At 39.7% G+C, this 23,580-nt stretch carries 20 protein-coding genes; 8 read left to right on the top strand and 12 right to left on the bottom strand.

What is annotated here, in order from left to right; all coding sequences use genetic code 11:
* Window positions 1-150 precede the first annotated feature (150 nt).
* Window positions 151-1,596 carry an amidase gene (locus FK220_RS14305; RefSeq protein ID WP_152575023.1) on the top strand — a complete coding sequence of 482 codons (1,446 nt, stop codon included), beginning with the start codon at window positions 151-153 and terminating at the stop codon, window positions 1,594-1,596.
* Window positions 1,597-2,226: 630 nt separating this feature from the next.
* Entirely contained in the window at window positions 2,227-2,370 is a 144-nt protein-coding gene (locus tag FK220_RS14300) for a hypothetical protein (protein ID WP_166204927.1), read from the top strand.
* A gap of 151 nt (window positions 2,371-2,521) precedes the next feature.
* Here the strand turns inward: FK220_RS14300 and FK220_RS14295 are convergent, their stop codons facing one another.
* The 3 genes from FK220_RS14295 to FK220_RS14285 are packed head-to-tail and all read right to left on the bottom strand — an operon-like array spanning window position 2,522 to window position 6,506.
* Window positions 2,522-5,032 carry a TonB-dependent receptor gene (locus FK220_RS14295; protein ID WP_152575022.1) on the bottom strand — a complete coding sequence of 837 codons (2,511 nt, stop codon included), beginning with the start codon at window positions 5,030-5,032 and terminating at the stop codon, window positions 2,522-2,524.
* The gene (locus FK220_RS14290; protein WP_152575021.1) at window positions 5,022-5,933 is read right to left on the bottom strand and encodes a FecR family protein; all 912 of its coding nucleotides are present in this window, start codon (window positions 5,931-5,933) and stop codon (window positions 5,022-5,024) included. The genes FK220_RS14295 and FK220_RS14290 overlap by 11 nt, the downstream gene beginning before the upstream one ends.
* A 48-nt stretch (window positions 5,934-5,981) precedes the next feature.
* The gene (locus FK220_RS14285) at window positions 5,982-6,506 is read right to left on the bottom strand and encodes an RNA polymerase sigma factor (RefSeq protein WP_152575020.1); all 525 of its coding nucleotides are present in this window, start codon (window positions 6,504-6,506) and stop codon (window positions 5,982-5,984) included.
* A gap of 124 nt (window positions 6,507-6,630) precedes the next feature.
* Between FK220_RS14285 and FK220_RS14280 the strand changes: the two genes are divergently transcribed.
* From FK220_RS14280 to FK220_RS14265, 4 genes are all read left to right on the top strand, one after another.
* Window positions 6,631-8,412 (top strand): hypothetical protein, encoded by a 1,782-nt coding sequence (locus tag FK220_RS14280; RefSeq protein ID WP_152575019.1) that lies wholly within the window; start codon window positions 6,631-6,633, stop codon window positions 8,410-8,412.
* Window positions 8,413-8,440: 28 nt separating this feature from the next.
* A complete protein-coding gene (locus tag FK220_RS14275; protein ID WP_152575018.1) occupies window positions 8,441-9,331 on the top strand; it encodes a hypothetical protein in 891 nt (296 codons plus the stop codon).
* 186 nt (window positions 9,332-9,517) lie between these two features.
* Complete coding sequence (locus FK220_RS14270) at window positions 9,518-10,132, top strand: Crp/Fnr family transcriptional regulator (protein WP_152575017.1); 615 nt, start codon at window positions 9,518-9,520, stop codon at window positions 10,130-10,132.
* A gap of 165 nt (window positions 10,133-10,297) precedes the next feature.
* Window positions 10,298-10,519, top strand: coding sequence for a YgaP family membrane protein (locus FK220_RS14265; protein WP_152575016.1), 222 nt, complete (start codon window positions 10,298-10,300; stop codon window positions 10,517-10,519).
* Between the two features lie 305 nt (window positions 10,520-10,824).
* Here the strand turns inward: FK220_RS14265 and FK220_RS20250 are convergent, their stop codons facing one another.
* The 7 genes from FK220_RS20250 to FK220_RS14230 all read right to left on the bottom strand — a co-directional run bounded on the left by FK220_RS20250 (window position 10,825) and on the right by FK220_RS14230 (window position 17,868).
* Window positions 10,825-11,892: an adenylate/guanylate cyclase domain-containing protein gene (locus FK220_RS20250; protein WP_166204925.1), complete on the bottom strand. Its 1,068-nt coding sequence runs from the start codon at window positions 11,890-11,892 to the stop codon at window positions 10,825-10,827.
* A gap of 86 nt (window positions 11,893-11,978) precedes the next feature.
* On the bottom strand, window positions 11,979-12,872 hold the full coding sequence (locus FK220_RS14255) for a DUF6268 family outer membrane beta-barrel protein (protein WP_152575014.1): 894 nt from the start codon (window positions 12,870-12,872) through the stop codon (window positions 11,979-11,981).
* Window positions 12,869-13,417 (bottom strand): DUF4136 domain-containing protein, encoded by a 549-nt coding sequence (locus FK220_RS14250; RefSeq protein WP_152575013.1) that lies wholly within the window; start codon window positions 13,415-13,417, stop codon window positions 12,869-12,871. Before FK220_RS14250 ends, FK220_RS14255 begins: the two co-directional genes overlap by 4 nt.
* A 23-nt stretch (window positions 13,418-13,440) precedes the next feature.
* Window positions 13,441-14,433: a transporter gene (locus tag FK220_RS14245; protein ID WP_152575012.1), complete on the bottom strand. Its 993-nt coding sequence runs from the start codon at window positions 14,431-14,433 to the stop codon at window positions 13,441-13,443.
* Between the two features lie 14 nt (window positions 14,434-14,447).
* Complete coding sequence (locus tag FK220_RS14240) at window positions 14,448-16,202, bottom strand: arylsulfatase (protein WP_152575011.1); 1,755 nt, start codon at window positions 16,200-16,202, stop codon at window positions 14,448-14,450.
* A gap of 41 nt (window positions 16,203-16,243) precedes the next feature.
* Complete coding sequence (locus FK220_RS14235) at window positions 16,244-17,032, bottom strand: transporter (RefSeq protein ID WP_238719032.1); 789 nt, start codon at window positions 17,030-17,032, stop codon at window positions 16,244-16,246.
* A gap of 146 nt (window positions 17,033-17,178) precedes the next feature.
* Window positions 17,179-17,868, bottom strand: coding sequence for an ion channel (locus FK220_RS14230; protein ID WP_166204924.1), 690 nt, complete (start codon window positions 17,866-17,868; stop codon window positions 17,179-17,181).
* 151 nt (window positions 17,869-18,019) lie between these two features.
* Here FK220_RS14230 and FK220_RS14225 point away from each other — a divergent pair, with 151 nt between their 5' ends.
* The gene (locus FK220_RS14225; RefSeq protein WP_152575009.1) at window positions 18,020-20,059 is read left to right on the top strand and encodes an ATP-binding protein; all 2,040 of its coding nucleotides are present in this window, start codon (window positions 18,020-18,022) and stop codon (window positions 20,057-20,059) included.
* 2 nt (window positions 20,060-20,061) lie between these two features.
* Window positions 20,062-21,099: a response regulator gene (locus FK220_RS14220; RefSeq protein WP_152575008.1), complete on the top strand. Its 1,038-nt coding sequence runs from the start codon at window positions 20,062-20,064 to the stop codon at window positions 21,097-21,099.
* On the opposite strand, the gene FK220_RS14215 is transcribed toward FK220_RS14220, so the two are convergent.
* Both FK220_RS14215 and FK220_RS14210 read right to left on the bottom strand, forming a co-directional pair.
* Entirely contained in the window at window positions 21,091-21,849 is a 759-nt protein-coding gene (locus FK220_RS14215; RefSeq protein ID WP_152575007.1) for a LytR/AlgR family response regulator transcription factor, read from the bottom strand. The genes FK220_RS14220 and FK220_RS14215 overlap by 9 nt on opposite strands.
* 695 nt (window positions 21,850-22,544) lie before the next feature.
* Complete coding sequence (locus FK220_RS14210; RefSeq protein ID WP_152575006.1) at window positions 22,545-23,273, bottom strand: hypothetical protein; 729 nt, start codon at window positions 23,271-23,273, stop codon at window positions 22,545-22,547.
* Window positions 23,274-23,580: the final 307 nt, after the last annotated feature.

Genomic DNA, 23,580 nt, shown 5'->3' with positions numbered 1-23,580 from the left:
AACGACTATGTCCGGTAAAACGTTGGTTCTACAAAATTATCCCTGTGAACGGATTCATCGATCCAACTTCCTAAAGTTCAAACAGATGATATTTATCATTTGAATGCCACCGCACCTTTTCGATATTTGATACTTGTTTAATACCGGAAGATGTCGAGTCGTTTTATCTTTAAATCCGCCATAGTACTCGCCGGGCTTATTCGCAACGGAAAAGCTACCTCCACAGCGGTCGTACAAGAACACATCGCGCATATCAAAAAGCACAATCCCTCATTAAACGCGGTCGTCCTGTTATTGGAAGAAGAAGCATTAAAGGAAGCACTGACTTGTGACGAGGAAGCGAAGAAGGGGCAATTTAGAGGTCCACTGCATGGAGTGCCCATGACCATTAAGGAACAATTTTGGTTAAAAGGTTTCAAATCAACATTGAATAGTAATCGTTTGAAGGACTGGATAGCCCCGGAAGATGCTTTGGTCGTTACCCGCTTAAAGGAAGCGGGTGCCATACTATTGGGGAAAACCAATATCTCCAAGGAAATGTTGGACTACCAGGTTGATGGGGACATCTATCCCACATGTGTTAACCCATACAATGAAGCCTATTCTCCCGGTGGAAGTTCAGGGGGTTCCGCAGTCGCTTTGGCTACAGGGATGGTTCCTATTGAATTGGGCGGTGATATGGGAGGTTCAGTTCGTATACCTCCAAACTTTTGTGGTGTTTACGGCTTGAAGACCACAGAATCCACGATACCCACCCATGGACTGGTTCCCAAACCCAAAGAAGCCAAAGGTTTTCTGAACGAAATGGCAGTGGTGGGGCCTATGGCGCGAACACCGGAAGATCTGGAGTTGTCATGGCACATTCTGAAGGGCGCCGATAAAATCGATCGAAGAATTCCTCCGATCCATTGGAAGACACCCGATCAAAGGAGCATAAGTGATTATAAAGTGGCTTGGGTCCATGGTTGGAAAGGTTATGAAACCAGCGAACAGACCAAACACCTAATCGAAAGATTCATACAGTTGATCAAGGACCAAGGAGGAGATACCCGGCAATTGATTCCTAAACCAGATCTTCATCGCCAAACACTTGAGCTGCATCAAAGGTTGTCATTTATGAGCATTATGCAAGATCTTCCATGGTTTGTGAAACCTTTAATGGTAAAGGGATTAAAGAACGGATATTTAAAAGGCATGGGAACTATCCCTTGGAAATTCAAGGATACCTTTTCGGATTACTCACAGCTCATAGGGCTAAGAATGCAGCTTATCAAGGAATGGGAAACCTATTTCGAAGAATTCGATCTTTTGGTATGCCCGCCCGGCTTTGGTCCTGCATATAAGCGATGTAAAATTGGAACACCCATTACTTATGAGGGAAAAACCATGAAATACATTGATTATGTATATCCGTACAACGCTTGTTTCAATGCAAGTGGTCACCCGGCCATAAGTATCCCATTGGGTCTTGGTAAGGAAGGATTGCCTGTCGGGGTTCAAGTGCTTGGGCCCTATTGGAGTGAACCCGATCTACTACATTTCGCAAAATTGGTATCCAAACATACCGAAGGATTTGTAAATCCACCTAATTATTAAAATATCTTATTGCCCCAGTTCGTGCCACTTTCCGAGATATGGCTGTAACCGAACTAATACCACAGGGACTTCTACCGAACGGGTAATACAACGGTAAATATCATCACCAAACATTCTGGGCGTCCCGCAAGTAGAGCGGGCATTCCTGTTCGTATGGCAATAAATAGTACCCCAAACCATATAGCGGCCATTTAATGAATCATATAAAAGAAAATGTAGAAGTCTTGTCAAACGTTCGTTGGCCGGACTTCTTAAACAGTTATTTCCTACCACTTTTCCGGCCCTACAGTCTAATTTGCCTTGAATATTAAAAATAAATCCTCAGTACGGCATTGGGCGTTATACCCAATGAATTTTAATCAAGCTAACCGTTCCGGTAAAAATCAAAAAACGTATTCTAATTTGACTAAAGGTATCGTCCTATTTTAAACAAGATTCATTAGAACCATACTAAAATATGCGTCAATTCAGCGAAAAATGCCAATATTATTCAGAATTTTCTTGTTTGTATTACCTAGTGTAATGGCCCGTTTTACTTGGATTACAGATTTTTTCGAAAAAAATCAATTTTTTTTCAGGAGTTTTTGCCTTTGGATTGTTTTATATACAAACAGACCAAAAAATTACATAATGAAAAAGCTCGTATCAACCTTTGTATTAAAAAGAGAAGAAAAAGAAGAAATAGATAGAATATTTGAATGTCAGAGTATTTTTTTAAAAGGACTTATCGCCTTTACCGTTCTGCAATTCGGGGTACTATTTGTACTAATATAGCTTAAAACCCAACCCCCTTTTAAAGAACCTACTTTTATTTTAATATAAGATGAAAAACTGTGCCTGTTTCCCCAGGGCACAGTTTTTTTATGACCACATTTTAGTTTATGGATAGAAAAGAAACTTACTTTATAAATCCGGTAATTCGTGTTTATAAAAAGAAAAGTCTGAAAGTGGCATTGGGCGTTATACCAAGAGAACTTTGTTCAATTATCTGTAATTGGTTCAAAGAATTTGTTCTAAAAAAAGTATTGATTGTATTATCTCGGTTCAGTACATTCCAAACGGCCATTCCTATCTGTGCCTTTGTTTTACGTCCAAATTTAAATTCATATTTTGCCGAAATGTCCACCCTCAAGTAATCATCCTGCCTCGCTTCATTGGCATTGCCAAAATTAATATTTCCATCAGTTACTTCATTGTCGGCAATAGGTTGTGTGAAAGGTTTTCCAGTACGCCAATTTAATCCGGCCGCAAAAAGGAAATCATTTAAAGTGTAATTGGCACCTAAGGTAATTATATGGGTAATATCAAAATTACTTGGGAAACCTGTTTCCGGCAGTTCATTAAAAAAGTAGTTGCTCTTAAGGTAAGCATAGCTAAGCCAGGCGTTACTTTTATTTAGCTGTTTTCTAAGTAAGACATCAATGCCTGTAGCATCATAAGCCCCGGCTGTTCTTACAAATTCGTAACTATCCTGAAATCCTTGACTCTGTGTAGTGATCCCGTCTATTTTTTTATAAAATGAAACCAGATCCATCAACCAGCCTGTTTTATTATAGCTTAGACCCAAGGATGCTTGCTTGCTTGTAATAACCGGTATGGACTCGTCATTGGACAACTGCCATCTTCGCTTTTCCACACCTAAAAAATCATTTTGGAAATTGATGATCTGAGAAGTATTTTGATGTTTAAATTCTCCAAGCACTTCTACGTTAAATCCTTGGCCAAAGCTGTGATTGAGAACAAATCTGGGTTCCAATAGCTGCTTTTTAAATTTTTCCAAATACGTATAGCGAACCCCCAGATTAAGTTGGGTCTTTGAATTTTCCGAGGAAAAACCCATTTCTCCAAAAACTGCGTGTGCCCGTAACACTTCTCCTTCCAACCTTACAAATCTCGGATCGTCCACATCATCTAGATTTGTCACTTTTGTCTCTATGAAATTATACCCACTGTTCAAATGAATCTGCTGCGCTATCCTGTTCTTGGCTGTTAGCTTAATTCCTGTTTCCGAAACCTCGTTGGTTTGTAAAAATCGTTGATCTTCCAAAATATTCGCATTAACGGCATTTAACTTATAGTAGGTTTCGTAGAAGTTCGCTTCTGTTGAAAAGTTTTCCGTCCATTCCCTTTGATAGTTAAATGCACCGGCTATACTACTTTGAGTAAGGTTACTTTCACGGATTTCCGTGGTTCCCGATACATCTGCATTTTCATTAAAATTTAGACTGTTCGTAGTATATATGAAGTTGGTTCTAAAACGGTCTTTGTCCGTGGCATGGTACAACCATCTAAAGGAAGCATCGTAAAAGTCAAATGACAAGTCCGAATTAGTGACCGTGCCATTATTTCTTTCTATTTCGGTATCCTGGGCAATACGATTAAAATACTCCGAATAGGTCGGTGTTTCCACAAAACCGCTTATGGACTTACGCGCAGCTATTTGCAGGGACATGTTTTTGCCTAAAGGAGTATCCACAAAACCATTGGCATCCAAAAGATTTACTCCAATATTACCCTTCAATTTAGGATTTAAATAGGTTTCGGTCTGCATGGCTATGGTACCCGAAACACCGTCTGTATCAGAAGCACTCGTACCATTTTTACGTAGCTCTACCTTTTGGGTAATATTTGGATTGTACATGGATATCAATCCGAAAAAATGTCCGGACTGATACATTTTTATTCCATCCCAAGAGATAAGATTTTGATCGTTACTACCTCCTCTTATGTTAATATTGGAAACGGTTTCATCAACACTTTGAATCCCTGGAAATGCCTGAACGGATTGTAGAACATCCTCCTCTATTAGACCTGGAAGTATGCTAAACTTATTAAAGTCTATTTGAAAGGCAGCATTATCAAGTTTGTCAATTCCGCGTATTAAATAATCATAAAGCGTAACCTCCGCCAATTTTTCCTGATTGGGCACCAGATATATTGTTCCACATTCTCCTGCATTAAAAAATCTGGCTTCCCTACGAATAGGTTTATGGCCAATATGGCGTATTTGAACAATATCCTCAATAGTTTTTATCTCGAGTTCAAAAAAACCTTCCTCATTGGAAATTACTCCATTCGAGCCATTCTGGACAGTTACGTAAGGCAAAGCCTCACCACTGTCCTTGTCCTTTAGATAACCGCAAAGCAGTATCTTTTTTAACTTTATCGAAATAATTCGGTCGGACACAAAAACAAAGTCGAGCTTGCTTTTTTCGCTTATATAATTGAGGGATTCCTTTAAATTAAGTGATGCATCTGGAGGATATATGGATATTCCATCTACAAGTACTGATGCATAGTTAAATTGTACGTCAAAACGTTCCTGCAACTGGATTAGAACGCTATCAAGGTTTTTGGATGGCTCTGCCTCTTGAGCCGCGGTATATAAACAACCTAATATTGTAACGCAAAGTAGGACCAGTAGTCTATTTCTCACGTTTACTAAAACGTACTTTGTTTGGCTTTAGTATTTCATAATTAAGCCCAAGGGGCTCACTTATAGCTAATAGAGCGTTCTCAAGATTGCCATGGGCAAAACCTCCTGTGAAAAGTAAATCAGCATCAATATTTTCAACTGTTACTTTTATATTATACTGTCTTTCCAATTCCGCAATAACCTCTGATACAGGAATGCGCTGGAAATAACTGATGTTTTTGGTCCATTGAGGTGATTCAAAAGTATTTTTTCCGGAAACAACTTCACCGTTAATGGAGGTAAAATTATCGCCTACTTTTAGGATTTTAACATCCTTTCCTGCAACAACACGTACCGTACCCTCAAAACAGGCAACTTCAAAATAAGTGCCCCGTTGCTTTACATTAAACTCCGTTCCTAAAACGCTTACCGTACCTTGGGAGGTAACCACATCAAACTTAGCTCCCTTCGCAACATCAAAAAAGGCTTCACCTTCTAGTTGAATTTCCCTTTTCTTGTCCCATTCCTTTTTATTGTAACTGATTTGGGAAAGGGCATTTAGTTCCACCGTTGAAGCATCGGGTAATTCTATGGTTGTTTTTTCGGCTGCCAGTGTTTGTATTTCAATGGATTTATTTAAGGTTAAAAAGTAATACAGCCCAAAGGAAACTACAAGAATGCTTGCAATCCTAAGTGCTGGCTTTAACCAATGAAGTTTTCTTACTGGTGTATCCGGTTTAACTGCCCTATTCTTAAAGGTCTCAAAATCCGCTACAGTAGAAAAATTGGACGCCTTGAACATACCCGCGTTCTTTACGATATCTTCATAGAATGCAGCATCCTCCATGGCTTCAAATGCTTTTCTTTCTTCAACTGTCAATTCATCCGACAGCCATTTTTGTATTAAGTTGTCCTTATCCATCAATACGGCTCTTTGTATATATAACAACCGAACTATTAATTCTCCCGATTATTTTATCTTAAAATTTTCCAATTCCTTTTTCAATTGGTCAAAAGCTGAATAAATACGGTACTCCACGACTTTTCTGGTTACCCCTAAAATTTGCGCTATTTCCTCATGTTTTTTTCCTTCAACCTTGTTCAGCATAAATGCGGTCCGCTGTTCCTCGGATAGTCTGGCGAGTACTGCCTGATATCTTTTATAATATTGCTCCTTTTCAAAAATAAACTCCGGATTTTCGTTTGTATAACCTTTGGGTGCCTCGCTTTTGTATTTTAAAACTACTTTTTGATGTTTTGTTTCGTTCAACATCAAATTATTGGCTACAGTGTATAAAAACGATTTGGCTTTTTCAGGTGTTACCTTCTTACAGCTTTCCCATAATTTTGCAAAAGCATCTTGTGCTTTGTCACCGGGGTTCAAGTTTTCCCCGTATTTGTAATAAAGAAAATCATGAAGACTTTTGGCGTATTTGTTATAGATGCCAGCGAACACCTTTTCCTCACAAATATCCTTATGCAAATCTTTTTTCAAGAAACTTTTTAATTATTCGTTAAAAGTAAGGAAACTAGATTTTTAAAAAAAAACAAAAATTTTCAGGAGTTTTTATCGTTTGGTTGTTCTATAGGTAGTCACAAAATGATAAAATAGTTTATCAATGAAAAATGGTGTTCAGCTTATTGGTCTTTTATTACTAGTATTAAGTCTCATCAACCTCTCCTGTAAGAAGGAAGAGTTTGAGTTTATAGGAACCCCTCCGGAACAGGCTTTACCTCCAGATTCAAACGTTGCCAACCTTCTACAGAGGATTTCTTTAAAGGATGGGTCCGATGACAATATAATTGATGGTGCAAATTGTCTTACGCTGGTCTTGCCGGTTACCGTTACGGTAAATGGTACGGTGGTCGTTGTGGAAACCCCTAATGATTTTGATACCATCGAGGATATCTTTGAACTGATGGACGATGACAATGACACTTTGGAAATTACTTTTCCAATTGCTGTTACACTAAATGATTTTACAGAGTTGACCGTATCAGACCAGAATGAGCTGGACGCTCTTGCACAAGCTTGCGGTCCGGAGAATCAGGAAGATGATGATATAGAATGTGTAGATATTAAATATCCTTTTGGGGCTTCTCTCTTTAATCCTAATAGTGAGCTAACAAGCACCATTTCCATACAGAACGATCAAATGCTATATAATTTTATCCTGGATCTGGACCCAGAGGACATTGTTAGCATTGATTTCCCCATCATCGTAATATTGAACGATCGTACCGAGAAAGAAGTATTTGGTTTAGTCGAGCTGGAAAGTATCATAGAGAATGCCAAAGACAGTTGTGATGAAGATGATGACAATGATTTTGACGACGACGATTGCGATGATTGTACCACAAGCCAACTCACGGACGTATTGGTGGATTGTCCCGATTGGAGAGTGGATAAGTTGGAGCGAAATGACCAAGACCTGGAAGACAATTACACAGATTATCTGATCAGTTTTGAAAACGATGGTACCTTAACTGCTCTTTTCAACACAAATTCATTTGCAGGTACTTGGGAAACCAATGGTTCTGGAAACAACATTTCGGTTACAATCAACATACCTAGCCTTCCGGACTTTAATGCCACATGGAACCTCAACGAAATAGAACAGGACCAAAATGAAAGTAAGGTCGACCTAAGAATGGGAGATGACCGCCTTAGGTTTAAAAGTGACTGTGTTTCAAACAACGATGTTGACGACAGTGCTCTGGTACAGGTCTTGACCACAGGTGACTGGTATGTGACCAATTATTTTGATGATGGTGACGAGACTGCACTTTTTGATGGGTTGGTTTTCAACTTTGCCTTGGATGGGTCCGCCACCGCCAGTGAAACTGGTACAACTACCAATGGAAGCTGGACTACCAACATGGGTAACGAAACTAATGTGGAACTGAACCTGAACTTTGGAACAAACCCTCCATTTGATCAACTACTGGAAGATTGGGACGTTCTTGAAGCCAACGACAATATTATAAGATTAAAGGACATTAGTGGAGGGACGGATGACATTGATTTCTTGACCTTTAGGAGAAACCCAATAGACAATGGCAATACCAGTTCCGATTTAAGTACAGTTATCATTGACGGTATCTGGACAGTATCTTCTTATCGAGATAATGGAACTGATCAGACCACCGATTATGCCGGCTTTACCTTTGATTTTAATTCCAATGGTACCGTTATCGCCTCAAATGGCGGTACCACAAATGGCACCTGGGCAGCACAAAATGGCGATAACCAACTAACATTGGACTTTGGTAACACAATACCCTTGAATGAATTTAACGATGACTGGGACGTCATCTTGGCAACTGAAACAGTGATAAGACTTAGTGACGTAAGTGGTGGTAATGGAGATATTGACATGTTGGTTTTTACAAAACAGTAACCCAAATAATAATTAAAAATAGAACACTATGAAAAAGAACATTGTAAACCTAGGAATTTTAGTAACGGCATTGATTCTGAATGCTTGCTCATCGGATAGCGATGACAACGATAATGACAATCTTGCCAAGTTACAAGCAGACGTTGAGGAAATCACCGTTACCGCTACCTCCGGTGCATGGAGTATTACGAACTTTGTTGATTCCGGTAAAAATGAGACGGCTGATTTTATGGGCTATGGTTTTACCTTTAACCAAGATGGAAGCCTAGTGGCAGAAAATGGCAACACCACCGTTACGGGCACCTGGTCCATAACAATAGATGACGATGTCAGTGATGACTCCGATGACGACAGTTCAAGTGGTGATAATGTTGATGATTGCAATGCTTGTACGGTTGAGCAACTTACTAACGTTTTGACCGCATGTACCGACTGGTTTGTGGATAAATTAGAGCGTAACGATAATGATTTGGAAGATAATTATAGTAGTTATCGTTTTAACTTTTCCGCCGATGGCACCGTTACGGTAAGTACTGGCTCCAATAACTATACTGGGAGTTGGGAAGCCACCGGAAGTGGCAACAACATTCAAGTTGTACTGACCGTTGCCGATTTGGCGGATTTTCAGGATACTTGGACATTGCATGAAATTGAATTATACAATGGAGAATCCAAAGTTGATATGAGAATAAACGGAGAAGACCGATTACGTTTCAATAACGGTTGTACCTTGGGCAACTTTAACAGTGGAAACTCTACTGGGGAAATAGATTTCAACATATTTTTTGCAGCACCTGAGGATTTCAACGAACTTTCAGAGGATTGGAATATTGTATCCTACTCTGCCTCCAAAATCGAGCTCAAGCATGTGAGCGGGGGAAATGGTGGCACCGACCTATTGACCTTTGAAAAGGATTAGACCTGCTTATGGGTGAAAGCCGGCTAGTGTTCCCCGATTTTAGTTGTACCGCAAAAATCTTCTTTATTCCTTGATGAAGTTTCCCCGCTATGAAAAAGGAAGGTTTTTTGTTAAACTGCCCCAAGGCTCATTGGGGCAGTTTTAATTTCTATATTTATCGTGCCTTTACAAAAACCCCTTGCCATTATGGATATCTCAAAATCGCTTTCCTATCTAAACCCTGAACTTGTAGAACGGATACAAAAGGCATCGATTTTAAAGGAAATTCCAAAGAACACCCAAATACTACGTGAAGGCCAATTTATAAAAGTCATCCCCATAGTACTAAAAGGCTTGATAAAAGTGTACACTCGGTATCAGGATAGGGAACTTTTGTTGTACTACATACGTCCCGATGAAAGTTGTATCATGTCTTTTTCGGCCAGTATAAAAAACGAACCGAGTCAAGTGTTCGCCGAAACAGAGGAAAACACCACAGCCTTATTATTACCGGTCGCAAAAGTTTCGACATGGATAGCGCAATTTCCAGACATCAATACACTTTTCTTTCAACAATATAAACAACGCTACAGCGAACTTCTCGATACGATACACCACGTACTTTTCAACAAGATGGACCAAAGATTGTACGACCATCTGAAGACCAAAACGTTGGTCAGGGAAGAGAATCCGCTCAAATTATCACATCAACAGCTAGCCGATGAATTGGGAACCGTAAGAGAAGTCATAAGTCGAGTAATGAAGAAACTGGAGATTGAAGGATTGGTAAAACAGCATGTCAACGGTATTGAAATTTTGTAGCTGTGACTACAGTCACAGCACAGCTAAAATTACCTGAGTACTTTTGATAAAAAGAAACATGAGCAAGAAAGTATTCCAATTTTTATGGGTGTGCCTAATCTGCATAGTAGTAGTTTCGGGTATTGTTCTTGTCTTTCAAAAATTGTCTAACTAAAATATATCGACATGAAAAAAAACATGGGTAACTCAGATCGAATTATTCGATTCATCATCGCCGCAATAATCGCAGCGTTGTATTTTACAGGAACCATAACGGGAACTTTGGGCATAGTGTTGTTAGTCTTAGCGGGTGTATTCCTTTTAACTAGCTTTATCAGCTTTTGTCCGCTGTATGCGCCTTTCGGAATCAGTACCTGTTCGATAAAAGAGGTACGTGATAAAAATTAATCGAACCCTATGGTAATCCCCATGGCATTGTTTTGGATACTTTAAAAAAACCACTGCTTTTGATCGCAGCTAACAAGGTTTTCAAGACTCTTTGATTATACTGTTGGCTATGAAAAGGATAGTATTTAATGAACTGCCCCAAGGCAAAGGGGCAGTTTTAATGCTAGCTAAATTGCCAAACCCTACATTTGTAATGATAGTTATTCCAGTCCCGGCCAAAGTCGCTCTATAAATAGGCCGTTTAACAAAACTGGTTGGAAAGAATAGCAAAGTCTTAAAAAACGTTCCTATTATGGCACAATCCCTTAACTTAATAAGTCTTGAAAATCCAAACTATACAAGCTTATAAGTTCCGACTTTCCACGAAGGGCTAATTCGCCAATTTTTGAATAGGAAATGGAATCATCCATTTGCAATTCTTCCAACAACTGCCCAGAAATAAGTGCCTTGGCATTATATCTATTACACTGCGCCTGAAGACGTGCCGTTGTATTCAAAACATCACCTGTGTAGATAATATCCTTCTTGAGAATTCCTATTTCACCACTTGTAACCTCTCCGATATGATAGCCTGCTTTGAACTCTGGAATGACACCAAATTTTTCTAAATAGCTTTCTTTGTTTTCGGTGATTGCATTTAAAATCTTTACAAAGCATTGAAGGCAGTTATTTTTATATAAACCCTCATTTTTATTCCAAGAAATGACAATCTCATCCCCGACATATTGGTAGATTTGACCCGAGGTTTCCAAAATGGCATTGGTCATATCGGCATAATAGTCTTTAAGCAGGTCAAAGAACTTCTTGTGACCTATTTTTTCTGCTATGGTAGTTGATGATTTCATATCAAGAAACATAAATATTCGGGTTTCCAGTTTTGGACTATGATATTTCCCAATGAAAAAATTACGCAAAACGCCAAATCCCAGATATTCGCTTACCTCCGAATAGAACAGCGAGACTCCGAGAATAAGGGAGACGTAAATAATTATGCTCCAAAACGAGAATCTTCTTATAAATCTATATAGACTGTCTAGAACAGCAGGGTCAAAGGGGCCACTGTTTAAATGTTCCATGTTGGTAGCAATGGCAACAAATGTCAAAAAGAATATAATCAGGGTAACATAGAAGCTACCCTTTACAATAATCTTAAGCCAAAAAGGTTTATTCTCAAAACGTTTTCTGAGCCAGATGACCTCAATCCATCCTTGCAAGAGTCCCATAAGAAAGCTTCCAAACCCAGCATAAAGCAGCGTACTTTGGAAGTTATATTTGTTTCCGGTAGCAGGATATATAGTCTCCCGCCCCATAATACCATACTCCACAAAACTATAGGCCAATCCAAAGACCAACCAGATTAGTCCAAAACTCACGATTCTTGAAAAATACCGCCTATATTTTGGATGCACCTCCATCTTATAAAGATACCTTATGTAGCTACAAAAGATTTACACCCTTTTTATTTGACGAGTAAAAAGCTAGCTTTAAAAAATGCTCCATTTTCTAAGCCGTAGTCTTCAGTCGTTTGATCAGCATTGGTCGAAGTAAGCTTTCTTTTTAGGGAAAGTCCGCCTGATAACTGAAGCCTAATATCCTTCGATATATCCATGGCCAAAGTCGGGCCAACGTTATATCTCGAAAATTTGACGCTTTCCACCTGTTGCAAATTAGGAAGATTGCTATCTACATTCAAGGCATATTCGTTTCCTTGTAAATCTACTCGAAAACCTAGAATAAACTTGTTCAATCTATACCTAATAGTGGCTTGTACCGGCGCCAAAACCAACACGTCAAAATTATCTTTTTTATAGATGAATTCGGCCAATGGTACTACTCGGGGTTCTCCAAATCCGTTGGTATAGGCAACACCCAAACCATATTTAAATCCACGTTCGGTAATTCTTCGAATGACCCCGGATGCCTGTAATGTGAATGCGTCGGAACTTATATTTCCCGAAAAATCGGAAGCCAAGGTTGGTGAGAGCAATGCTCGAAATCCCCATTGTTCTCCAAGTTTTTGGTTAATCCCTACAGTTACGCGCAACGCGTGTAAATTGGCATCTACTTTCCTGTCATTTGGCAGATCTTCTAGAGGTCCCCCTAAAAATAGATAATCAACCCCGGCCAGCAAGATCGTCTTATCATTTTTCAGACGAAACGGTAGTAAAAGAAATGCCCTGAATTCTGATAAGTTTATTTCGACGTCATTCAGTTGTTGGTTTGACGGGTTTTTTAATCCTACCCCCGGATTTAGCGTATAACTCAATCCCGCTAGGTTAAAATCTTCCTCCTGTGCCCTTACCAAAGTCATGATGAACAGCAGTGTGACGAATAGTATAATTTCTTTTTTCATTTTGACTCATTTTTTTGGTCTTCTTTGTATTTTTCGAACAAAGCCATTACTGCCTCGTTTATTTTCTTTTCCAATTGAATGGAATTTGATGTAACCATACTTGTAGCACTACCGTGCCATACCACTTCATTTGTTTTGGCATCTATAAAATCAAGTAGCAGGGTGCCTTCCTTATATTCCTTTATATCCACATCTATTATTTGGTACTGCCATCGACGACGAGCGTAGTAATTGGTATAGGTATCAACATCTTGTTTGGTATCCACTATTACGAAATAACTGATTAGAATATCTGGCCCGGTTACACCAGAATTTCCATTTACAGTGGATAATTTTTCGATTTCAGCAGTTATGGCGCTCTCGATTTGCGCTTTTTGGGTAGGATTTACATCTGGCAAAAAGCCTGGCTCAATATCTGTTAGCGTATAGAAATTATACTTGTTTAAATCTGCAGTTTCACTTTGCTCGCTTATAACCCTTAAACCGCCACAGCTTACAAGAGTTAACAGAAATGCAACGCTCAAAGGGTAAAATTTTGTTCTCATGATATGTAGTTTTTAGTACTCATTTAATTACTATCCATATAGCTTTTGAATTTTTCTTGGAAATCGTGGAAGCTCCAGCTTAGTGTCAGCTTGGTTACCGTACCTTCTAGGGATACGCTATCATTGCCTGAGGAAAAAGTTTGGTTATGAGTCAAGAAAAGATTGAGACGGTCATTGATATTAAAGCCAACTGTTGCGCCAATCAAGTGTGCATTTTGGCCAGCTTGTTCCGCAATGATTGCGCCGGTTTCCTTTGATATAAAATCAGAACTTCCGCCGTTGATATAGGAATAGTCGAGCGAGAGAAATCCCTTTTTTGTGATGTCCCTGGTCAAATGTCCTTCGAGAACGAAAACTCCCTTTTGATCGATTTCTTGTCCTTGAAAATCATCGTTCTTCGAGATTAAATTATAGGATGGAAATAGCTCCAAAGTCGTTCTTTGACCTTCCACCCATGGGCCTATCCGTTGAACAATCGGTGAGCCCAACTTAAACTTGAATTGATTGCTTCCTATATTTATAGCATTACTGGGGTCGTACTTCCCCGTAGGGAAGGTCATAGCGGCTTGTAAGTAAACCAAGGTCGGGTTTTCGTGCCTTACAAAATCCTTGATCATAAGTCCTTTTGCACCGATTAAATTAATGGTATTGGACCAAATGATATCCCCAAAACCGTGTTGAAATATTGTAGTGGAAGTAGCAGCCGGACCCTGAAGGCCCACATTGACATCCGCGGTAATATTCCCGGCAGGAAGAATCAATGTCGAATAAAAAGTTCTTCCAAATAGGGGTTGACTTCGAGTATAGCTAAGCATATATAGATTATTATCGACGGTTACACTCGGATTAACGAAGCTCAAATTATTCACCGAGGCATTAACTTTTGCATTGATTACATGTGCACTCAGTATGTTCAAGTTTTTCGGAAGGGCCCAATAAGTTCTAGGACCATCCAGTTGAGCATGCATTTTGAATGTGGTAATAACTATTATTGATATGATTATCGCTTTCTTCATGATCTTCTTTTTGATTAGTTATCCTCTATTTTTTCACTACCTCGACCGAAGTCGGGATCGTATACAGGTGGTCTCGGAGGAAGTTTATCTGCCATTCCGTCATAAGTGGTCCGGTTAGGTAAAATGACATTGTTTTCCTCCATATAGGAATTCCAATCATTTATTAGCTCTTCCAGCTTTTCGGGGTTTTGTTCAGCTAAATCTGCGCGTTCACCGGGGTCATTTTCAATATCATAAAGTTGCCATTCCCCTGTCCCTATGGGAACGGGTACATTTACAATCTTCCATTTCCCTTTTCGAATTGATTTGGCATTCCAAAGTTCTGTGCCTAAATAATCGGTTTCCGTTCTTGGGGAGGTATTCTCTCCTCGGATCGTTTGTACCCAAGATTTCCCTTGCATCGGTAAAACCTTGACTCCTTTGTAGATTTTTGGTTGTTCGATTCCGGCAAGCTCCAAAAAGGTTGGTGCAATATCTTTCACATGCATAATGCCTTCCGTATTGATTTGGCCTGCTCCCTTTTTATCTGGTGTGACTACTATCAAAGGCGAGCGTATACCTCCTTCGTAGGTCGTGTATTTGAATCCATAAAAGGGTGCAGTGGATACTTGCGCCCAAGAAGGGCCGTAGGCAGTAAAAGATTCGGCTCTACCCCAATTTTCAAAACCATGCCTGTAGGTCTTGGCCATCCAATTGGCGGCAGCTGTGGCCGGATATTTTCGATAGGTCGAAGATTTATCATTGACATCTGGACCATTATCTGAGAAAAAGACGATATAGGTATTCTTTCTCAAATCATTGTCTTTAAGGTATTTCATCAACCGCCCGATTTCCATATCCATATAATCCAAAACGGCGGCGTAGACTTCCATTTTACGGGCGGTTACAACCTGAGTGAGTGGCTTGAGCTTGTCAAATCCCGGAACATACCAAAGGCGTTCACCCATCTCGGTTTTTTCGGATAGAATGCCCAGTTCGACCATTTTTTTGAGTCGGTCATCCCTAAGCACATCCCAACCCTTATCGAATACACCTTTATACTTTCGCAAGTACTTTTCCGGGGCCATCAAAGGGTCATGCGGGGCCTGATGTGCTAAATAGGCAAAGAATGGTTTACCATCATTTTTGTTTTCGTCGATATAGGATATGATCTTATTGGTAAAAGTGGAAGTCGCGTAATAGTTTTTCGGAAGTTTATTAAGATAGATTCCGTCTTCGTTAAAATGATTTGGAGTGGCATCTTCATCCGGTCCGTTAAAAGAAAAATAGCTTCCCGAACCTGATAACATTGAAAAAGAGCGTTCAAAACCTTGCGCTGCCGGAATGTGTTCCGAATCCTTGCCAAGATGCCATTTACCTGCCATATACGTATGGTAGCCGTTGTTCTTTAGTATTTCTGAAATAGTGGGGACATCCTTGGTAAGATAGCCTTCATACCCCTTTTCATTGAGCTGATTTGGCGCGGGATATTCATACATATTTCCCAAGCCGACCAAATGATTGTCTATTCCAGTCAAAAGCATGGAACGTGTCGGTGAACAGGTTGGGGCCACATAAAAGTTGGTGTAACGTACGCCTTCCAATGCGAGTTTGTCCAAATTAGGGGTGTTGATTTCCCCTCCAAAGGCGCCCATATCGGAAAAACCCATATCATCCGCAACGATGACGATGAAGTTCGGCCTTTCCTTGGTTGCATCCTGTGCCAACAAGCTATTGATGCACAACCCAAAAAAGGCAAACAAAATTTGATAATATCTTACTGTTTTCATTTTTGCACGTTTTAAGTTTTATAAATTGGTTTGGGGTTTTTCTAAAATATTGCTTTGGGTATTAGTGCAGTGATGGCAACTCGCAGTTGCCACTCTGCTCCGGTAAACTCGGGTTTCTCTAAATTGTAATATGCCCCACCTTGTATATTGAAGGGTAAAAACCCTTTGGGTTTGATAAGTTTTCCGAATGCAAGACCTATAGGAATGGTCCATTTGTTTCCAGAGTCGGCTTGCCAGTTTGCGGTAACTTTTGGGGAGGTGCTTAAGTAGTAACCGTTTGGCAGGTTAAAGTTGATGAAAGGTTGAAACGTAAATGCCGATAGGTCACTTTCCAAGGACCAAACATTATTTATCAAAACACCTATTACCCAACTCCCAGGTTTTATTACCCCGACAATGGATGGACCAACACCCCATTCCTTAATACCAAGATTTTCTCCTGCCGTAGGAAGGTTGATTATTGGACCTGCGCCCCAATTAATTTTTCCTTTATTGTTTGTGTAGAATGCCGATAGCGAAATATCGCCTATCCCATTATAATTTCCTGTCTCGGATAGGATATTGGGTTGATTTATAATGGGAAGAATAGCTCGAATAATGAATTTACCCTCTGCCAAGGGAATAACCGGTTGAATGTTCAGGGTATTCTGTGTTCTGTCAAAAGGACCTATTCCAAAATTGGTGTTGTTCTGAAACGGAACACTTATGATATTTGCTAAGGGGTTCTGGGCGATTTTAGCCAACTCCTCCTCGGTCAACTGAGACATGACCTGTGTAAAGGCCATTAGCAACAAGATTGCGAGGTACTTTATTTTCTTTGCTTGTTTCATTTTCAAAAAAATCTTGGATTCAATCAATTATGAGGTAAAACTAGATGGGGGACAATCGATTTACTTGCACGAGTTTCCTAAAGTGCTCTTTTGATTTCCGAACGTTTATGAAGTATGACATTGAAACCTTAGATGGCGCTGAGTTTTCAATCTTGAATAAGATATTTGCCAACCAAAATAGCTACTAGTATAGTAAGATAGAGCTGGCCCGCAATGGCGATCAATAATGAAACGGATTGTGCTGGTGGGCTCACAGGTAGAATATCCCCAAAACCAAGTGAAGTCAATGTGGTAAAGGAATAGTAAGTAAGGCCGTACAGATAGTAGCCGTTGTCAATTATAGTAAAAGACTTGGGGAAAATCAGATTCAATAGCTGACACAATTGACCCCCGAAGAGTCCGATTAAAAAATACCCTGAAACTGCCGCAGCAATTATATTCAGCGTTATCTTTTTGCTCCTTCCGATAATAGTAGAGAGCCGGTATCCCAAGAAGAGAAGAAATAAGCTTGCAGATAGGGTCCTAGCCAGTTTTATAAAAAAACCAGTTGAATTTTCCGCTCCCAACCAGATAAAAAATATTGCTATCACCCCAATTGTTATACCCGCAACGAAATGTTTTAAGGTATTCGAGATGAGTTGGATTCCTGTAAACACAAACAAAGACAATGCAATTTGGAAAAGGATAACTCGATAATCTGGATAAAGCTGTATTAGAATCGGCAACAGCAATAGTAGAACAATACTGGCCAACAACCATTTAGAATTGTTCTTTCGCCTGAATAATTGATTTTGTATTTTAGCACTCAGCCGATATAGACTATTGAATTTCTTCATTTTTAGCATTGTTAATCGGATGAAATTATTGCGCGTTTTTCAGTTTAACTCCCCCTCAATTTCCTAACGTCCTCTTTGGGTTTCCCATCGGGGTTCTTTTGGAATCAATACTTAGTAATTTGCAGTAGATCAAATCCATAAATAAAATGTGATGAGCACGATCGGTACAACCCAAAAAAAAACAAAGAATATCGCCATGTTCATACGCAGCAGCTTGTTCATAATCGGCTTGTGGATGTTGGCTGTTCTATTCTATAAAATAATACGGTTGTACGGTGCAGGGGAAGTGGTCAAAAACGGCCTTCATTTGGGGCAAACGGAATTGCACCTTGTCCATATTTTGGTCGGGGGAACCGTTGTTGGTATTTTGTTCGGTGCTTTGGAAGTTGCGCTCCACAAATCGGGCCTTTCAAGAAAAAGCTATTTTCAGATTCTGTTCGTTAAGTTATCCGCTTTTTTTGGAGCACTGCTCATCGCAGTTGTTGCCGGCAGAACTGCTGGGCAAGTATTGGTCGAAGGACAAAGTTTTTCAAGCGTAATGAGCGAAATGCCTGCATTTCTGATCTCGCCTTTGGTCATACCACTTTATTTGTATGCCATTGCGGCAAGCTTTGCGGTAACTTTTCTAAGACAAGTCGATAAAAAATTTGGCTCCCAGGTGCTGTTCAATTTACTCATTGGTAAATATTTTAAGGCCAAGGAAGCCGAACTGGCCGAATCAAAGGAATACTTGGAATATCAGGTGCAAGAGCGAACTAAAGATTTGGCCTCAGAGGTCGCGGCACGCAAAAAAACTGAAAGTGCACTACGAGACGCTAAAGAGCAGGCGGAAGCTGCCAATATTGCCAAGTCCCAATTTTTGGCCAATATGAGCCATGAGATTAGAACGCCATTAAATGCTATCGTCGGGTTCTCCCAGATTTTACAGAATCAGAGCAAGAAATTTGACTTGGATACGCAATTCGAAAACTATTTGGACAATATCAGGATCAGCGGTCAGAACCTATCCGAACTTATCAATGATATTTTGGATCTTTCGAAAATCGAGGCGGGCAAAATTGCACTTTCAGAAGAGGACATGAATTTGAAGCAAATGTTGCAATCGATATATCACGTGAATAAGGCCGCCGCAAACGAAAAGAATATAGTTTTAGAATATAACTTCCGACCCAATACCCCAAATTTCATTCGGTCAGATCGCAGCAAGCTGAAACAAATTCTTATGAACCTTTTGAGTAATGCGATTAAATTCACTCCCGAAGGAAAAAAAATCTTCCTCAATGCAAGCTTGGAGGAAAAACATCTTCTTTTTGAGGTCAGGGATGAAGGAATAGGAATCGAACCCGATAAGCAATCCACCATTTTCGATCCATTTGTTCAAGCCGATGCGAGTGTAACGCGTGAATATGGGGGAACAGGATTGGGACTATCCATAACCAAGAATATGGTTGATTTGATGGGAGGGACTATTTCCCTTGAGAGTTCACTTGGCACAGGATCTATTTTTCGAATAACCGTCCCTTATCATGCACCAGAGAGAAATGATTTGGATCAAGGTCAGATAAAGTTAAATGCACTTTCCATTCCCAAAACATCACGCATTCTGGTGGTTGAAGACAATCCTATGAATCAAGATATGATCAAGGCTTTTTTCAATGAAATCAATCATGATATTTTGGTCGCAAATGACGGGGTAGAAGGAGTAAAAATGGCATTCAAATACAAGCCTGACCTCATTTTTATGGATATACACATGCCCGGGATCGATGGGTATGAAGCTATGCATCGTATACGAGAGAAAGACACATCAACACCCATTGTCGCTTTTTCAGCTGACGCCTTTAAGGAGCAACAAGAAAGAGCAATGGCCGCAGGTTTCTCGTCCTATATCACAAAGCCTATTCAATTGGATATTTTGATACAATGTTTGAATCAATTTCTGGGCACAAAAGATTCCAATATTCGAGAAGAACAAAAAGTCCTTACCAAAAGCGAAAGTAAAAAGTTAAAAACTGTTTTGGAATCACTGAAAAGCACCCCTATTTATGAAACCGAAAAGTTGGTAGACTACGCTGAGACGTTATCGGATCTAATTTCAAGTGCATTAAAGGAAGCACTCTTGGAAATTATCTACTCAGGTGATGGCCGGGGTTTTGAAAACTTGATTGCCCAAATTAAAAACCAGTATTGATAATGGATTCCATATTAATAGTCGATGATAATCGTCAAGTTCTAGAACAGCTTAAAGAACTTCTAAGTGGTGAGGGGTATCAGGTCGCATTCATTCCACGGTCCGATTTTCTTAGGGAGCGATTGGAAAAGGGAAATTTTGATTTACTATTATTGGATATCAATCTACCCGGGAAAAATGGATTGGATTGGCTCAAGGAAATAAAATCAGATTCCAAGCACAAGAATTTACCTGTAATAATGATTACTGCGGAAGATGAACGGGATACGCTTGCCAAATGCTTTGAACTTGGAGCAAACGATTATATCCACAAGCCCATAAATGAAGTCGCCCTGAAATCACGTGTTCGTTCGGCAATTACTACGAAACGATTCCTTGAACAACAACTACGGTTAGAAAAGCAGAAGGCGATGCAATCGAGAATGATGATGCTTTCTTCGCAAATGAATCCACATTTTGTATTTAATGCCCTAGCCTCCGTGCAATCACTTGTTATGACACAAGAAACGGAAGATGCGGTTAATTACCTTTCAGAATTTGCTGGTTTAATGCGCTTGAATCTTGAAAATTCACTTACCCCGTATATTTCATTATCCGATGAAATAAAGTTTATAAAGCAATACTTGGAGTTGGAAAGAATTCGTTTTCAAAAATCTTTTTCATATAATATTTCCGTTCAAGTAGAAAACCCGGAAGACATCATGATTCCTCCCATGTTGTTACAGCCTTATCTTGAAAATGCAATCATTCATGGACTTGGTAAGCTGGATAGACACGGTGAACTATATTTGCTCATACAGGAAGAAAACGACATTGTCAAATGTACTATTACAGATAATGGCATCGGACGTGAAGCGGGTATAAAATATAAGCCAAAAAAACATCATTCAGTTGCTATGGCCAACATAGAAGCACGACTAGAAATGCTTAATGCGGTTATGGAGAAAGAGGAATTTAGTGTAAGTATAGTAGATTTAGAAACCAAGGGCAGGCCAACGGGAACAAGGGTAGTACTCGTCTTTCCAAATGACTTACATTAACTTTCGAAGAAGCGCATCTTTCTTTCTAACCGACACATCCACATGGGAACCATCTTTCATAATAACATAACCCCCTTTGCCCTTTATGTACTTATCCAAATGATTTAGATTTACCATGTGTGACTTGTGTATCCTAAAAAAATTACAAGCTTCAAGTAGTGCTTCATATTCTTTTAGTGGTTTAGAAACCATAATTCGCTTCCCACCATCAAGATAAAAATTGGAGTAAGACCTTTCTGCCTCAACATGGATTATAGTGTTGGCTTCAATGAAGTCGATACCGTCAGCTGATGGCAAAGCAATTTTAGTAAATCTTGTGTCCTTAAGTTGCAGATTTGATTTAAGAGCATCGATTTTGGCGCTGCTTTGCGACTGTTTTTTAGCCCTTACTTTTTCCGCTCTCGCTACAGCTCCTTTCAATTCCTGAATATTGATTGGTTTCATCAAATAGTCGAGAGCCGCATATTTTATGGCATTGATAGCATAAAGATCATATGCCGTGGTAAAAATTACCTCAAAAGGTGGGTCCTCAAAAGAATCGAATAATGTGAACCCGTTGCCCGATGGCATTTCAATATCTAAAAATATAAGGTTTGGATCTAAGGTTTTAATCAGGGGTAACGCTTCCTGAACGGAATAGGCATATCCAACTACATGCACCATTGGGCAAAAATTTTGAAGCATTTTTCCCAAGGTTTCATGATGTTTTTGTTCGTCATCAACGATTATTGCGTTTATGGTCCCCCGCATAATAACGCACTTTGATAGGTTGTTACTTTAAAGATACGTTTTATATATTTTTTCTAAATTTTTAATTGTTCTTTTATGTGCTTCACAAAACGGCTATTCTGAAGCGCTAAACTTTTAGCATCGTCTCCTATTCGCGGTCTTATAGAGGTCTTGTTAATTGGCCGTTTTAAAGGACAGCTTTGGAACATACAAAACTTCTTCTATCGTCTCCCAAACCCGGTCTCTTTTAGTAGTCCCTATAATTCGCCTTTCACGGGATACTTGGTAAGATGGTTGATGTTGCCGATCATTCCAGTTTTATGGTTTCTGATAACGCTGTTCTTGGAATTGGAAGGATCGACAAAAGTCTCAATAGAAGCGAGAGGTTATCATCGCTCTAGCGCGTTATCCTCTCACCAATACCCGCTTTTCCAATGTGACATACGTTCAAGCAAAAATGGGGAATACGCCCTATTTTGGTTTTATTTAACGCTTACCTATCAATCCATCGAACACTATAAAATCGAAACTAGATCCCTACCTAAAGGGGAGAGGCAACGTTTTAAGAAAAACAGGCCTTGATACACAGGAGTTGTTGGGGCCACTGAAAAACGTTGAAACGCAAGTCTCAAGTGATGGGCAGCGAAGCAGGTATCCGACCATAAGATGGGTTTCCTGTCAACAGCGGCTCCCAGCCCTGTGAAACTGATGTCTGCCTACATTGGACCCCGTTTTCCCCAGATCTCGTACATAGGTTCGCCCTGGCTGTTCTTTCCTTTATGATGCCAATCGTCGCCTTTTACTTCATAATCGAATTGCAAGGTGGCTCCAACACGGGAATTGTCTCTTGAGAAGTATGCTATACTTTCGGCGTACGTTCCATTATTGGCCGTATAGCTGCCGCCCCCGGTACCTTTAAACTGAAAACCTTCGGTATCGAAGGCAATCCATTGGAAGCGTCCGTCAAGCAGGAATTTCAACGTTTTACGGGAATCGGCTTCCCCCCTTCGTTTCTGCCCCTCGTCCGGACCACGGGTGGCAAATAGCCAGGGGCCATCCAACTCCTGTTCGTTGCTTTCAGCACGTACAAAGATCATCTTATTGTTCGTGTTGAGAATCAAATTTCCATCGAAAATGACATAGGGAATAGCCAATTCCGTTATACTATCCTTTTCGTAATCCGAATTGAATTCCAGGTCGACCTTTAGTTCATTATTCTCGACGGCATAAAATCCGCCCAAGGTTTTGATGAACTTAGCCGGCGATTTTTCGTATACGGAATGAATAAAATAGGAGTCACTTATTTTGAGTTCGTGGTGTACGGTCGAACCCTCTTTTTCCTGATCAAAATGATACACTCCTTTGGCAATTTGTGCAGCAACTTCCCCGGAAGCAGTAAGGATTAACAACAGAATAATACACAATACACTTTTTGTTGTTTTCATAGAAATTGATTTAATCCTTAAAAGTAAAAATTAATATCCTTAAAATAAGAATATTATAAGATTTACACTATTCAAATACTACCGTAAAGAACAAAATGGTATCCTCGGCGTAATTTTTTTAAAAACCCTTGTTTTTTCGTTTTTTTTGTTTTCATTTGCTTTCTCTAATCGTGGTTCGCCTCGATTCACCTTTATGCTTTTAGCTGAACATCATGAAACGTGTTTCTACGTTCGGGTTGGGGGGAATTAGGAAGTCAAACCCCTCAATGACTTATCAGATAGGTGGCCGAATTTTAAAGCTAACTTC

The sequence above is a fragment of the Pelagihabitans pacificus genome (assembly GCF_009371985.2).
Taxonomy (GTDB): Bacteria; Bacteroidota; Bacteroidia; order Flavobacteriales; family Flavobacteriaceae; genus Pelagihabitans; species Pelagihabitans pacificus.
The sequence above is the reverse complement of the archived record's forward strand: the minus strand, read 5'-3'. Positions and strand labels throughout refer to the sequence as shown.